The sequence below is a fragment of the Subtercola endophyticus genome, from assembly GCF_021044565.1.
Classification (GTDB): Bacteria; Actinomycetota; Actinomycetes; order Actinomycetales; family Microbacteriaceae; genus Subtercola; species Subtercola endophyticus.
On sequence record NZ_CP087997.1, the window covers coordinates 3449262 to 3462613 of the forward strand.

Here is a 13352-nt window from a genome sequence, read left to right on the forward strand (position 1 = left end):
GCACGGAGTCAGAACCATGCACAGCACCGAAGCATGCACAGCGATAGAAGTAAGAGGCAGCCAGTGGCAGAGCGAACTCCCGCGGTTCAGTTTCTTTCGATCGACGGAAAATTCGCTCCGAACGAGGCGGCCGAGCAATACCTGCCCTACCTCGCCCATCTGACCGAGAGTGATCACCAGCAGTTCTATCGCGACATGGCGATCACTCGCCGGTTCGACGAAGAGTGCACGAATCTGCAGCGTCAGGGCCAAATGGGTCTGTGGCCGCCGAGTCACGGGCAGGAGGCCGCGCAGGTCGGCTCGGCTCGCGCAGCACGATCTCAAGACGTGCTGTTTCCGACCTACCGCGAGCACGCCGTCGCGCTGGTTCGCGGCGTCGACATTCTCGACATCGTGCAAGTGATGCGCGGCACCAGCCTGGGCGGCTGGAACCCGAACGACCCGAAGAACGGCAATTTTCGCAACTACACGCTCGTCATCGGGTCGCAGACGCTGCACGCCACCGGCTACGCGATGGGTGTCGCTTTCGACGGCGCGGTCGGTACGGGCGACCCTGAGGTCGACACCGCGGTCATGGTCTATTTCGGGGACGGCTCGACGAGTCAGGGCGACGTGAGCGAATCGTTCGTCTTCGCGGCGTCGAACCAGACGCCGCAGGTGTTCTTCTTGCAGAACAATCAGTGGGCGATCTCGGTGCCGGTCTCGACTCAGTCGCGCATACCCCTCTATTTGCGCGCACAGGGGTTCGGAATCCCGAGCGTGCAGATCGACGGCAACGATGTGCTGGCCAGCTATGCCGCCAGCAAGAAGCACCTCGACGAGGCGCGCTCGGGCGAGGGGCCGGCCATGATCGAGGCGCTGACGTATCGCATCGGTGCACACACCACGTCAGACGACCCCACTCGTTACCAGACGCCCGAGCAACTGGCGCATTGGGTCGCGCGTGATCCGATCATCCGCTTCGAGAGCTACCTGCGCTCGCAGGGTGCGCCCGAGCAGTTCTTCGCCGATACCGTCGTCGAAGCGAACGACTTCGCGGCCGATCTGCGGCACCGCACGCTGGCCCTCGAGGCTCCGACGCTGGCGTCGATGTTCGAGAACGTCTATGCCGAGCCGCATCCGCTGACCAGCGATCAGCTCGCCTGGCTCGACGCCTACGAACTCTCGCTTCGAGAGGGAGTCTGATGGCCGCGTCAGTCGAAGAGCTGCCCCTCGCCAAAGCTCTGAACGCCGGCCTGCGCGCCGCGATGGCGACGGATGACCGTGTTCTGCTGATGGGCGAAGACATCGGTACCCTTGGCGGCGTTTTTCGCGTCACCGAGGGTCTGCAAGACGAGTTCGGAAAGAAGCGGGTGCTCGACACCCCGCTCGCCGAGTCCGGAATCGTCGGAACGGCGATCGGCCTCGCCATGCGTGGTTATCGGCCGGTCTGCGAGATTCAGTTCGACGGGTTCATCTTTCCCGCGTTCGACCAGATCACAAGCCAATTGGCCAAGCTGACGAACCGAACGGCAGGCGCCGTGCACATGCCCGTCGTCATTCGGGTGCCCTACGGCGGCCACATCGGTGCCGTCGAGCACCATCAGGAGAGCCCCGAAGCCTATTTCGCTCACACCGCGGGACTGCGAGTGGTGAGCCCGAGCACGCCGAACGACGCGTACTGGATGATTCAGGAAGCTATTGCTTCTGACGACCCGGTGATGTTCTTCGAGCCCAAGAGCCGATACTGGCCGAAGGGCCCTGTCGACTTCACGTCGAGCGCGGCACCGCTGCACGCGACCCGCGTGGTGCGCACCGGAACCGATGTGACGCTGCTCGCGCACGGGGCCATGGTCTCGACGCTCCTGCAGGCCGCCCAGGTCGCTGCCGACGAGGGAGTGAGCGTCGAGGTGCTCGACCTGCGATCGCTGAGCCCTGTCGACTTTGGCCCGATCATCTCGTCGGTCGAGAAGACCGGCCGTCTCATCGTCTGCCAAGAGGCACCGGGCTTTGTCAGCGTGGGGTCAGAGATTGCCGCTACGGTCGCTGAACGGGCGTTCTTCTCCCTCCAGTCGCCGGTGCTGCGTGTTTCGGGTTTCGATACGCCCTACCCGGCCTCGAAGATCGAGACGTTCTACCTGCCAGACGCCGACCGCGTGCTCGATGCGATCGACCGCTCACTCGCCTACTGATACGCGCTTCTTCACCCAGAGAGCTGGAGCTCCATGAGAGAATCACTGTTCTTACTTCCCGATGTCGGCGAGGGTCTGACCGAAGCCGAGATCGTCACGTGGCGGGTCGCGGCAGGCGACACCATCGAGATCAATCAGGTCATCGTCGAGATCGAGACCGCTAAGTCGCTCGTCGAGCTGCCCTCGCCCTACGAGGGTGTCGTGCGCGAGATTCTGGTGGGCGAAGGCAACACGGTCGAGGTCGGCACCCCGATCATCCGCGTCGCCAATGAGGCCGAGGGCGGCGTCGAAGAGGCCGAGATTCCGCAGGTCGTCGCCGAGGTTGCCGCGACGGTCGTGCACGAACCAGAAAGCCTGCCCGGCGCTGTTCTCGTGGGCTACGGCAGCAAAGGTCACGTCACGAGCCGCCGCCGATCGCGACTGGTTCCCCCGGTGGGTCTCGCGGCGGGCACCGACGTAGCTCGCGCAGGGCTCACCGCCACCGCTCCGACCTCGGGGGCACCGGTCGCTAGCCGCCCGGTCGGGCACTCGTCGCCGGTGCTCACCGGGCTGCCGATCATTGCGAAGCCGCCCATTCGCAAGCTGGCCAAAGACCTCGACGTCAGTCTGGCCGAAGTCACCCCGACCGGCCCGATCGGCGACATCACCCGTGAAGACGTGGTCAGGCACGCTTCGCAGGCCAAGGTGTTCCACAACGTCGAGACCCCGCAGTGGGCGGATGTTCGTGAAGAACGAATCCCGGTGAAGGGCGTTCGCAAGCAGATCGCCAAGTCGATGGTGACCAGCGCTTTCACCGCTCCGCACGTGAGTCTGTTCGTCGATGTCGACGCCACGCGCACCATGGAATTCGTGAAGCGGCTGAAGAACTCCGCCGACTTCGCAGGCGTCAAAGTGTCACCGCTCCTGATCATCGCGAAGGCCATCATCTGGGCGGTTCGGCGTAACCCGATGGTGAATTCGGCGTGGACCGATCGCGAGATCATCGTGCGCAATTACGTGAATCTCGGTGTAGCGGCGGCGACTCCGCGCGGGCTGCTCGTTCCGAATGTCAAAGAGGCGCAAGCGATGACGCTGCTCGAGCTCGCCTCTGCGCTGGAGTCGTTGACGCTGACCGCGCGCGAGGGCCGCACGAGCCCCACCGACATGGCCGACGGAACAATCACCATCACCAACATCGGCGTTTTCGGCATGGACACCGGCACGCCCATCCTGAACCCCGGCGAAGTGGCCATCGTCGCTCTCGGAACCATCAAACAGCGCCCGTGGGTCGTCGACGGCGAAGTGCGCCCCCGCTTCGTCACGACTCTCGGTGCCAGCTTCGATCACCGAGTGGTCGACGGCGACGTGGCGAGCCGCTTTCTGGCGGATGTCGCGGCCATCGTCGAAGAGCCGGCGCTCTTGCTCGACTAGGTACCGCTTGTCGAGCGGCTAACGCTTTTGACAATCATTATCAATAAGCCCTAGCATCGGAGGGTGCTCACCCGACTCTCCCTCCCTTCAGCTGTTCTGGTCTCTGCCGCGCTTCTGGCCGGGCTGGCCGGCTGCGCTGGTGCCTCTGCCACGGCCGAGACAGGCGGCAGCCCCGGCGCGACCATCAGCGTCGTGGCCTCGACCGACGTCTACGGTGACATCGCCGCTCAGATCGGCGGCGATCGGGTCTCGGTCACGTCGCTCATCGACGATCCGAACAAAGACCCGCACGAATACCAGGCGAGCGGCCAGAACCAGCTTGCGGTCTCGAAAGCTGACATCGTCATCGAGAACGGTGCCGGGTACGACGACTTCATCGACTCGATGCGCTCGAGCGCGAAGAACCCCGACGTGGTCGTGCTGAACGCTGCGAAGCTCTCTGGCTTCGATCTCGAACCTGCCGACGGAGACTTCAACGAGCACCTCTGGTACGACTTTGCGACCGTGCAGAAGGTTTCGACCGCTCTCACCGACGCACTCAGCCGAATCGACCCGAGCGACGCCGCGACGTTCGCCGCAAACGCCGCGACGTTCGCCTCGGGGCTCGATGGGCTGACGGCCACCGAGTCAGACCTGAAGGTCACCGCGGCAGGCCGAGGCGTTCTCATCACCGAGCCGGTACCGCTTTACATGCTCGCCGCGATCGGCATGGTGAACCGAACACCCGAGGCCTTCAGCAGGGCCGTCGAAAACGACTCCGATGCTCCGCCCGACGTTCTGGCGGCGACGACCGGCCTGCTTGCCGCGCACCAGGTCGCGATTCTCGTCTACAACTCGCAGACCAGCGGTGCACAGACCGACGCCGTGCTCGCCGCGGCCGCGGCGGCGTCGATTCCCGTCGTGCCGGTGACCGAGACCCTGCCCGCCGGCGACACCTACCTCTCGTGGATGACGCAGAACCTCGCCGCCCTGAAAGTTGCTCTGACCACATGACCGCCGCCGACTCTGACAATCTGCTGGCCGGGCAGCCCGTTCTGCGGCTCGCCGACGCCTCACTCGCCTTCGGTTCACGCACGCTCTGGAGCAACCTGAACCTGCGGGTCTCGGCGGGAGAGTTCATCGCCGTCATCGGGGCGAACGGATCGGGCAAGACCAGCCTCTTGAAGGTCATTCTGGGGCAGCAAGAGCTTTCCAGCGGAACGGTCGAGTTTCTCGGGGCGCCCGTGTCGCGAGGCAACAGGCGTATCGGCTACATTCCTCAGCAGAAGCTCGCCGACGATGGAACGCCGCTTCGCGCGCGTGACCTGGTGGGTCTCAGCCTCACCGGGCATCGCTTCGGTTTTCCGTGGCCGTCGCGTCGCCGCCGTGAGCAGGTCGACTCGCTGCTCGACTCGGTGGGCGCCACCGCGTACGGCAACGTCTCCATCTCGCACCTCTCGGGAGGCGAGCAGCAGCGGCTGCGCGTCGGGCAAGCGCTCGCCGGTGACCCGGCGCTGTTGCTCTGCGACGAACCGCTGCTTTCGCTCGACCTCAACTATCAACGTGCCGTCAGCGAACTCATCGACGCTCAGCGGCGCGAACGCGAGCTGGGCGTGCTGTTCGTGACCCACGACATCAACCCCGTGCTGGGTATGGTCGATCGGGTGCTGTACCTGGCCGGCGGCCGCTTTCGCATCGGTACACCCGACGAGGTCTTGCGTTCGTCAGTGTTGAGTGAGCTCTACGGTTCGCCGGTCGACGTCATTCGTTCGCAGGGTCGTGTCATCGTGGTCGGAACGCCCGACGGCCCGCACGAGCATCCCGACGCCGGAGACGCAGCATGACGGGCGACCTGTGGTCGCAGATCTTCAATTTCGACAACTACGGCGAACTTTTCGTACTGCTGCAGAACTCGATCATCGCTGGCGCCGTGCTCGGCGTCGTCGGCGGCCTGATCGGCGTTTTTGTGATGTCTCGCGACATGGCGTTCGCTGTGCACGGCATCAGTGAACTCTCGTTCGCCGGGGCATCCGCAGGTCTGCTCTTCGGCGTCGGGGTGGTGGAGGGTTCGATTCTGGGATCTCTGGTCGCGGCCGCCGTCATCGGCCTGCTGGGTGCTCGGGCCCGTGACCGCAACTCGATCATTGCCGTGCTGATGCCGTTCGGGCTGGGCCTCGGAATACTCTGTCTGTCGCTGTACCCCGGTCGCACCGCGAACAAATTCGGGTTGCTCACCGGCCAGATCGTGGCGGTCGACGACCCGCGGCTCAACTCGCTGATCGCCATCTCGATCGTCGTCGTGATCGGCCTCGCCGTCGTCTGGCGGCCACTGATGTTCGCGAGCGTCGATGCCGACGTTGCGTCGGCCCGCGGCATCCCGACGCGGTTTCTTTCGCTGTACTTCATGCTGCTGCTCGGGCTCGCTGTCGCGGTGTCAGTGCAGATCGTCGGCTCGCTGCTGGTCTTGTCGATTCTCGTCACCCCGGCCGCGGCCGCCCTGCGGCTGTCTTCGTCGCCCGTGCTGGTGCCCCTGCTCAGCACGATCTTCGCGGTGGTCTCGCTCGTGGGGGGCATCATGCTGGCTCTGGGCGGGTCGATTCCGATCAGCCCGTATGTCACGACCATCTCGTTTCTGATCTACGTGGTCTGTCGGGTCATCGGGGGGCGGCGAAGTCGGCGGGGCAATACAGGGCGAACCGCCGCCATAATGCCCGTGAAAGGCTAAAATCATGGTCATGCAACGCAACACGTGGCAGCGCGAAGCCGTGCGTTCTGCCCTCGATACACAGATGGGCTTCGTCAGCGCTCAGAGTCTGCATTCGAAATTGCGGGGTTCAGGATCGCACATCGGTCTCGCTACGGTCTACCGCGCGCTGGGAGACCTGGCGAGCGAGGGTCAGGCCGATTCGTTGCAGTCGCCCGAGGGTGAGAACCTCTACCGCGCGTGCTCGACCGGGCATCACCATCACTTGATCTGCCGCAGTTGTGGCCTCGCCGTCGAGATCGAGGCAGACGACGTCGAAGCGTGGGCGAAAAAGGTCGCCAGCCTGCACGGTTTCACGCAGGCGGAGCATGTCGTCGACGTGTTCGGATACTGTTCATCGTGTGTGGCGCCGTCGCCCGAAACGGCTGCGAACCCCGTCAGCGCGCGGAAGTAGCGCCCGCCCAGCTTGCGTAAGCCCCCTGCGTCACGTAGCATTGGACGCTGATCGAGTGGTATCTCCACTCGCATGTACGCAAACCCTCCCTTCTTCTGTTTCGGGAGAGTTGTGCGTGCCGACAAGAAAACTTGGGTAGGGCATTTCAGCCCTACGGTAATTGGAGGAAAACCATGGCCGCAGTGTGCCAGGTGACCGGAGCCGTTCCTGGCTTCGGGCACAACATTTCGCACTCGCACCGACGCACCAAGCGTCGTTTCGACCCGAATGTACAGAAGAAGACCTACTACGTTCCGTCACTTCGACGCAACGTCAACCTGACGCTTTCGGCTAAGGGCATCAAGGTCATCGATGCTCGTGGCATCGAGGCCGTCGTCAAAGAGATCCAGGCACGCGGGGTGAAGCTCTAATGGCAAAGGCACAAGACGTACGCCCGATCATCAAGCTCCGCTCGACCGCCGGAACCGGGTACACCTACGTGACCCGCAAGAACCGTCGTAACGACCCCGACCGCCTCGTGCTGAAGAAGTACGACCCGGTCATCCGCAAGCACGTCGACTTCAGAGAGGAGCGGTAACACATGGCTAAGACAAGCAAGATCGCAAAGAACGAGCAGCGCAAGGTCATTGTCGCTCGCTGGGCAACCAAGCGCCTGGAGCTGAAGAAGGCTCTCGTCGACATCAACGGAACCGACGAGTCGCGTGAAGCAGCTCGTGTCGGTCTGCAGAAGCTTCCCCGTGACGCTTCGCCGGTGCGCGTGCGCAACCGCGACGCTGTCGACGGCCGCCCCCGCGGTCACCTCTCGAACTTCGGCATCTCGCGTGTTCGTTTTCGTGAAATGGCTCACCGGGGCGAGTTGCCGGGCATTACGAAGTCAAGCTGGTAGGTTACCCTCGGTCGCCTGAGCGCGCCAGCCCTCCCTCGGAAGGGTCGGTCGCCCAGGCGAAATGTGGCCTCTCGGGCCATGCCGTGCTTTACTGCTTCACTGAGAACTACAAAAAATTTGCTGCCTCTGCAGCAGGATGGTCCGAGGAGGACACTAAATGGCTGATAAGTCACTCAACAAGACCGAGCTCGTCGCTGCCGTCGCCGCCGCGTCTGGCCAGACCCAGACCGCTGTCAACGAGGTGCTCGACTCCTTGTTCACCACTCTCGCCGACTCGGTGTCGAACGGCGTGAAGGTCACCATCCCGGGCTGGCTCGCCGTCGAGCGCACCTCGCGTGCCGCTCGCACCGGTCGCAACCCGCAAACCGGCGAGGCCATTCAGATCGCCGCCGGCAACTCGGTGAAGATCAGCGCAGGCAGCAAGCTCAAGGCTGCCGTCAAGTAGTTCTGCTTTTCGAGAAGGGGATTCCGGCTTCGGCCGGGATCCCCTTCTTTTTTGCACAGCCGGAGCACACCCGGCGTTATGCACAGATGGCCGCTCGGGCGGGCTTCCCAGGCAGGCTGACGTAGGGTTGACGGGTGCCAAAAGTCATTCGCATCGTGGGGCCCGCCGCCCTGGTGGCGGTGGCTTTCGTCGCGCTCATCTTCGGCCTGCAGTACGGCGGCGGCGCCACCGCGTTGCTGCTCGAAGACCCGGGCCCCCTGGTGCGCTTCGGGCTGCCGATCGCTACCCTGTTCGTCAACCTCAGCGCCTCCTTGACCATCGGGGCGCTTCTGCTCGCGGTGTTCGTGCTGCGAAACGACAAGCCCGAATTCGCTCGCGCCCTCGACGTGGCGGCAGCGGGGGCCGCGCTGCTCACCGTATCGGCCGCCATCACCGGTTTCTTGAGCTTCTTGAACGTGACCGCATCGTCGGCGAGTCTGGACTCGAAGTTCGGTCAGATTCTCGGTCAGTTTCTCAGTGACGTGCCGCTCGGCCAGGCCTGGCTCGAAACCACTCTCATCGCTGCGGCGGTCACCGTGCTGTGTTTCGCCGTGAGAAATCTCACAGGCCTCGTCTTCGTGGGCGTGCTCGCGGTCATCGCCCTGGTGCCCATGGCCCAGCAGGGGCACGCTGCGGGCACCGACGGCCATGACGCAGCGATCACCGCTTTGTTCTTGCATCTCTTGTTCGCTGCGGTCTGGCTCGGTGGACTGCTGACCCTCGCGCTTCTGTCGCGGCAGCTCGACAATGCGCGGCTGGTCGAAGCGGTTTCGCGGTACTCGACCGTTGCGCTGGTCTGCTTCATCGTCGTAGCGACCTCGGGGTACGTGAGCGCCGAGCTGCGAATCGGTTCGCTTGATCGGCTGCTCACGCCGTACGGAATCCTCGTTCTCATCAAGGTGGCGGCCCTTATTGTGCTGGGGCTCATCGGCGCGATGTACCGACGGCTGCTCATTCGGCGGCTGAACGACGGTCGTGGGCGTGCGGTGTTCTGGCGCATCGTCGTTGCCGAACTCGTGTTCATGGGCGTCGCATCGGGTGTCGCGGTGGCGTTGGCTCGCACGGCCACGCCCATTCCCGAAGTGCTGCCGAGCAGCCCGACGCCCGCAGAGATCATCACTGGGTCACCGCTGCCCCCCGAGCTGACTTTCGCGAGCTATTTCACGCAGTGGAACTTCGACCTGCTCTGGCTGCTCATCTGCGGTTTCGGAATCTTCTTCTACATCGCCGGAGTGGTTCGGCTGCACCGCCGCGGCGACAAATGGCCGATCTACCGCACCGTTCTGTGGATAGCCGGCATGCTGTTGTTGTTCTACGTCACCAACGGCTTCATGAACGTGTACGAGAAGTACCTGTTCAGCGTGCACATGATGGGCCACATGGTTCTCGCCATGATGATTCCCATCTTGCTCGTCTCTGCCGGGCCCATCACTCTCGCCATGCGTGCCATCAAGAAGCGTAACGACGGCACCCGCGGCGCTCGCGAATGGCTGCTGCTCGCCGTGCATTCGAGGGTCGGCGAGTTCTTAGCCAATCCCATCGTGGCCGCTGTGCTCTTTGCGAGCAGCCTCATCGTGTTCTACTACTCACCTCTCTTCCGGTGGGCCACAACCGACCACATCGGGCACGAGTGGATGATCGTGCACTTCTTGATCGTCGGCTACCTCTTTGCGCAGGCCCTCATCGGCATCGACCCGGTGAAGCGCAAACTGCCGTATCCGTTCAAGCTGCTGCTTTTGCTCGGCACCATGGCCTTCCACGCCTTCTTCGGGTTGACGCTCATGACGGGCTCGGGACTACTGCTCGCCGATTGGTATGGCTCCATGGGGCGCGCCTGGGGCGTCAGCGCCATTGCAGACCAACAAGCCGGCGGCGGCATTGCGTGGAGCATCGGAGAGATTCCGACCGTTATTCTGGCAATCGTGGTGGCCATCCAGTGGAGCAGAAACGATACGAAAGAGACCAAACGTCTCGACCGCAACGCCGACCGCACGCACGACGCCGAGTTGAACGATTACAACGCGATGCTGCAGCGGCTCGACAAGACGCGATGAGCGGCGCGGCAGAACCGGCGGGGTGGGCATCGTGGCGAGGGTAGGCGCTCCCGAGCTCTCTGCTGAGCAGAAGCGTGTCTTCGACCTCATCGAGGGCACGAAGAGCCATGTCTTCGTCACGGGCCGGGCGGGTACCGGAAAATCCACCCTGCTGAACCACTTGGCGTGGAACACCGAGAAACAGCTCGTCATCTCTGCCCCGACCGGGGTCGCCGCGCTGAATGTGGGTGGGCAGACCATCCACTCGCTCTTTCGGTTGCCGATCGGCGTCATCGCCGACCACGACATCGAGCAGGGCGGCGACGTGCGCAAACTGCTCAACACCATCGACACGCTTGTCATCGACGAGGTATCGATGGTGAACGCCGACCTCATGGACGCGATGGACCGCAGCCTGCGTCAGGCGCGGCAGCGGCCCCTCGAGGCGTTCGGCGGAGTTCAGGTGGTGCTGTTCGGCGACCCCTACCAGCTCGCGCCGGTGCCGGGCGATTCCGATGAGCGGGCGTATTTCAGCGATCACTACTCGTCGATGTGGTTCTTCGACGCCAAAGTATGGCGCGAGGCGACGCTCAACATCGTCGAGCTCACCGAGATTCATCGGCAGCACGACGACCAGTTCAAGTTCATGCTGAATGCGGTGCGGCAGGGCATGGTCACCAAAGAGATCGCCGACGTTCTGAACGGCGCCGGCGCGCGAACACCGCCGACCGACGGAACGATCACTCTCGCGACGCGAAACGACTCCGTCAACCGCATCAATGCCGAAGCGCTCAAGCGGCTCAAGGGGCCCGTGAAGACGGCGAAGGCTCAGGTTTCCGGCGACTTCGGTGGTCGGGCGTTTCCGGCCGACGAGAACCTCGAGCTGAAGGCGGGCGCTCAGGTGATGTTCTTGCGCAACGACTCAGACCAGCGCTGGGTGAATGGCACGGTGGGAACCGTGACGAAGATCTCCGGTTCTGTCTGGGTCGAGGTCGAGGGTGAGGTGCACGAGGTCGAGCCCGTGAGTTGGGAAAAGTACAAGTACAACTACTCTCAGACGAGCAAGCAGCTGACCAAAGACGTGGTGGGGGAGTTCACGCAGTTTCCTCTGCGGTTGGCCTGGGCGGTGACCATCCACAAGTCTCAGGGCAAGACGTACGACTCGGCGATTGTCGACCTGGGCTCCCGGGTGTTCAGTTCGGGGCAGACCTACGTGGCGCTCAGCAGGCTCACGTCTCTCGAGGGTCTCTACCTGACGAGGCCGTTGCGCCCGTCAGACATCATCGTCGATGCGAACGTACAGAGGTTCATGCGGCGCGGTTGAGCCGGGCATCCGCTGGCGACCAGTCGTTCAGGCGGCGCACCGACGAGTGCGAGATGCGTCAGGCGGTCGCCGCGACCGCGGCCACCACGGCCTCTGCCAACTCGTCGGGCCGTGAGAACTGCGGCCAGTGGCCCGTGAGCAGCTCGACGACCGTCAGAGCGTTGAGTTTTGTCAGTTCGGCGAGAAACGGTGCGCCCTGCTCGGCATAGTCGTTCAGCTGAGCTGCCGTGAGTGTGCACGTGATCACCGTCGACGGAATGTCGAAGCGGCGCGGGTCGCTGACCGCCTGCAGGTCTTTCGACACACGGCTGGGCTCGGCGATGGCGTTCGCCCTGAACTCCTCGAGCAGCTTGGGAGTGAGGCCGACGAGTTCGTCGGGGTCGAAGAACTCCCAGGCCGGCAAAGGCATTTCGCCGCCGACCTCGGGAATGTTCGGATTGATGGCGAGACCCGCGGCGAGCGGGCCGCTGTCGACGTAGACGATGCGTGCGATTCGGGTGGGGCGCTGGTCGGCGGCCGCGTAACTGATGGGGCCGCCACCGCTGTGGCCGACGAGAACGATGTCGGCCGCGGTGCGGTCGACGCTTCCGTCGTGGTCGAATGTGTCTGCCGCCGGGTGCCCGCCCGTGCCTACGGCATCGATGGCGGCGACAACGGCCGCCACCTGGTCGGCGAGCGTTATGCCGCTGCGGTCGGCATCGGCCGATTCGAGCCCGGGCAACGTCAACGCGTGCACCGAATGCCCGGCGTCGACGAGTGCCGCTGAGACCGGTGACCATGACCAGGCGCCCAGCCAGAATCCCGGAACCAAGATGACGTTCATGGTCGTCCCCGCTTACTGTCTGTGTCGCCCATCGGCTGCGCTGCTTACCGACTGCGCCGCCTGACGACTGCGCTGCCTGTCGAGCTATGCCGCGGCCGCTGCTTTGGCGTCGGCCAGGTCGATGAACAGCTCTGTGTTGAAACGATACGCCTCGATGACCTCGTCGATGACCCGGTCGCGTTCGTCGGCGCTCCAGCCGACGGCGTCGAGTTGCGCACGGTAGGTCTCTTTGAATTCGCGTGGCTTCGCTATGTCGGCGAAGAGGTAGAAGCCCACGCCGTTGGTCTCGAACCCGAACTGACGCTGCATGAGAGTGCGGATGACCTGGCCACCCGACAGGTCGCCGAGGTAACGCGTGTAGTGGTGTGCGATGAAGCCGCCGGGCCAGCGTTCGCCCACCTCGTTGATGCGCGCCACGTACCGCGCCGTCGTGTTCAGCGGGGTGATCTGTTCGAGCCAGTCGTCACCGATCAGAAACCGCAGGTCTTCACGAATCGCGGGCAGCCGGGTGAGTTTGGGCGAGATGAACGGGGCGGCCGTGGGGTCGTCTGCCATCTTCTCGGCCGCGGATTCGATGGCCTCGTAGATGAAGTAGTGCTGCGCGACGAGCGCAATGTAGTCGTCGCGGCTCCCCCTGCCGCTCATGAGATCGCTCATGAAGCCGGCCCCTTCGCTCTCGCCGTGGCCAGACCACGTGCGCTCGCGCAGGGCCTGCGAGAAGGGGATCACATTCGACACGTCGGCTCCTAGGTAAGTGTACCCTAACCTTACTCGACGCCGTGGCGGGGCGGAAGACCGAGGGCTGCGCTCGCCGAATCGTAGAGGGCGACGATCTGCTGCCGAATCTCAGCGCGGGACTCTATGGCGCCGGCAGGCCACGGGATGACGATCTGGGTGCTCTCGTCTTCGGGCACGAGCCAGGCGCTCCAGGTCGCGCCCACCGAGTCGAGGTCGATCATCTCGGCGCGTTCGGCATCGGGAGCACCGAACGCGCGAACGATGACGAGGTTGTCTTCGGGGTGGTCGTTGTTCATGTGCGCGAGTATCGCGCCGACGACGTCGGCAGAGAAAGTGGTCATGGCAA

The 13352-nt window shown here is 64.0% G+C and carries 16 protein-coding genes; 13 read left to right on the forward strand and 3 right to left on the reverse strand.

The window, feature by feature from the left end:
• Positions 1–63 precede the first annotated feature (63 nt).
• The 13 genes from LQ955_RS16020 (at position 64) to LQ955_RS16080 (ending at position 11445) form a co-directional block, all read left to right on the forward strand.
• A complete protein-coding gene (locus LQ955_RS16020) occupies positions 64–1185 on the forward strand; it encodes a thiamine pyrophosphate-dependent dehydrogenase E1 component subunit alpha (protein ID WP_231025483.1) in 1122 nt (373 codons plus the stop codon).
• A complete protein-coding gene (locus LQ955_RS16025) occupies positions 1185–2171 on the forward strand; it encodes an alpha-ketoacid dehydrogenase subunit beta (RefSeq protein ID WP_231025484.1) in 987 nt (328 codons plus the stop codon). The genes LQ955_RS16020 and LQ955_RS16025 overlap by 1 nt, the downstream gene beginning before the upstream one ends.
• 33 nt (positions 2172–2204) lie before the next feature.
• Positions 2205–3581: a dihydrolipoamide acetyltransferase family protein gene (locus LQ955_RS16030; RefSeq protein WP_231025485.1), complete on the forward strand. Its 1377-nt coding sequence runs from the start codon at positions 2205–2207 to the stop codon at positions 3579–3581.
• Positions 3582–3644: 63 nt separating this feature from the next.
• The gene (locus LQ955_RS16035) at positions 3645–4574 is read left to right on the forward strand and encodes a metal ABC transporter solute-binding protein, Zn/Mn family (RefSeq protein ID WP_231025486.1); all 930 of its coding nucleotides are present in this window, start codon (positions 3645–3647) and stop codon (positions 4572–4574) included.
• Positions 4571–5404, forward strand: coding sequence for a metal ABC transporter ATP-binding protein (locus LQ955_RS16040; protein WP_231025487.1), 834 nt, complete (start codon positions 4571–4573; stop codon positions 5402–5404). Before LQ955_RS16035 ends, LQ955_RS16040 begins: the two co-directional genes overlap by 4 nt.
• A complete protein-coding gene (locus LQ955_RS16045; RefSeq protein WP_231025488.1) occupies positions 5401–6285 on the forward strand; it encodes a metal ABC transporter permease in 885 nt (294 codons plus the stop codon). Before LQ955_RS16040 ends, LQ955_RS16045 begins: the two co-directional genes overlap by 4 nt.
• 10 nt (positions 6286–6295) lie before the next feature.
• Positions 6296–6718, forward strand: a complete 423-nt coding sequence (locus LQ955_RS16050) for a Fur family transcriptional regulator (RefSeq protein WP_231025489.1) — start codon at positions 6296–6298, stop codon at positions 6716–6718.
• Positions 6719–6891: 173 nt separating this feature from the next.
• Positions 6892–7128 (forward strand): 50S ribosomal protein L28, encoded by a 237-nt coding sequence (gene rpmB / locus LQ955_RS16055; RefSeq protein WP_188680163.1) that lies wholly within the window; start codon positions 6892–6894, stop codon positions 7126–7128.
• A complete protein-coding gene (gene rpmG, locus LQ955_RS16060; protein ID WP_136640251.1) occupies positions 7128–7295 on the forward strand; it encodes a 50S ribosomal protein L33 in 168 nt (55 codons plus the stop codon). Before rpmB ends, rpmG begins: the two co-directional genes overlap by 1 nt.
• A gap of 3 nt (positions 7296–7298) precedes the next feature.
• On the forward strand, positions 7299–7604 hold the full coding sequence (rpsN, locus tag LQ955_RS16065; RefSeq protein WP_116416349.1) for a 30S ribosomal protein S14: 306 nt from the start codon (positions 7299–7301) through the stop codon (positions 7602–7604).
• Positions 7605–7761: 157 nt separating this feature from the next.
• Positions 7762–8049 (forward strand): HU family DNA-binding protein, encoded by a 288-nt coding sequence (locus LQ955_RS16070; RefSeq protein ID WP_231025490.1) that lies wholly within the window; start codon positions 7762–7764, stop codon positions 8047–8049.
• A gap of 134 nt (positions 8050–8183) precedes the next feature.
• On the forward strand, positions 8184–10142 hold the full coding sequence (locus tag LQ955_RS16075) for a cytochrome c oxidase assembly protein (protein ID WP_231025491.1): 1959 nt from the start codon (positions 8184–8186) through the stop codon (positions 10140–10142).
• Between the two features lie 22 nt (positions 10143–10164).
• Entirely contained in the window at positions 10165–11445 is a 1281-nt protein-coding gene (locus tag LQ955_RS16080) for an ATP-dependent DNA helicase (protein ID WP_390623395.1), read from the forward strand.
• Positions 11446–11503: 58 nt separating this feature from the next.
• Here the strand turns inward: LQ955_RS16080 and LQ955_RS16085 are convergent, their stop codons facing one another.
• The 3 genes from LQ955_RS16085 to LQ955_RS16095 all read right to left on the reverse strand — a co-directional run bounded on the left by LQ955_RS16085 (position 11504) and on the right by LQ955_RS16095 (position 13347).
• Positions 11504–12268 (reverse strand): alpha/beta fold hydrolase, encoded by a 765-nt coding sequence (locus tag LQ955_RS16085; RefSeq protein ID WP_231025493.1) that lies wholly within the window; start codon positions 12266–12268, stop codon positions 11504–11506.
• A gap of 84 nt (positions 12269–12352) precedes the next feature.
• Positions 12353–13006 (reverse strand): biliverdin-producing heme oxygenase, encoded by a 654-nt coding sequence (locus LQ955_RS16090; RefSeq protein ID WP_231025494.1) that lies wholly within the window; start codon positions 13004–13006, stop codon positions 12353–12355.
• A gap of 29 nt (positions 13007–13035) precedes the next feature.
• Positions 13036–13347 (reverse strand): DUF2470 domain-containing protein, encoded by a 312-nt coding sequence (locus tag LQ955_RS16095; RefSeq protein ID WP_231025495.1) that lies wholly within the window; start codon positions 13345–13347, stop codon positions 13036–13038.
• Positions 13348–13352: the final 5 nt, after the last annotated feature.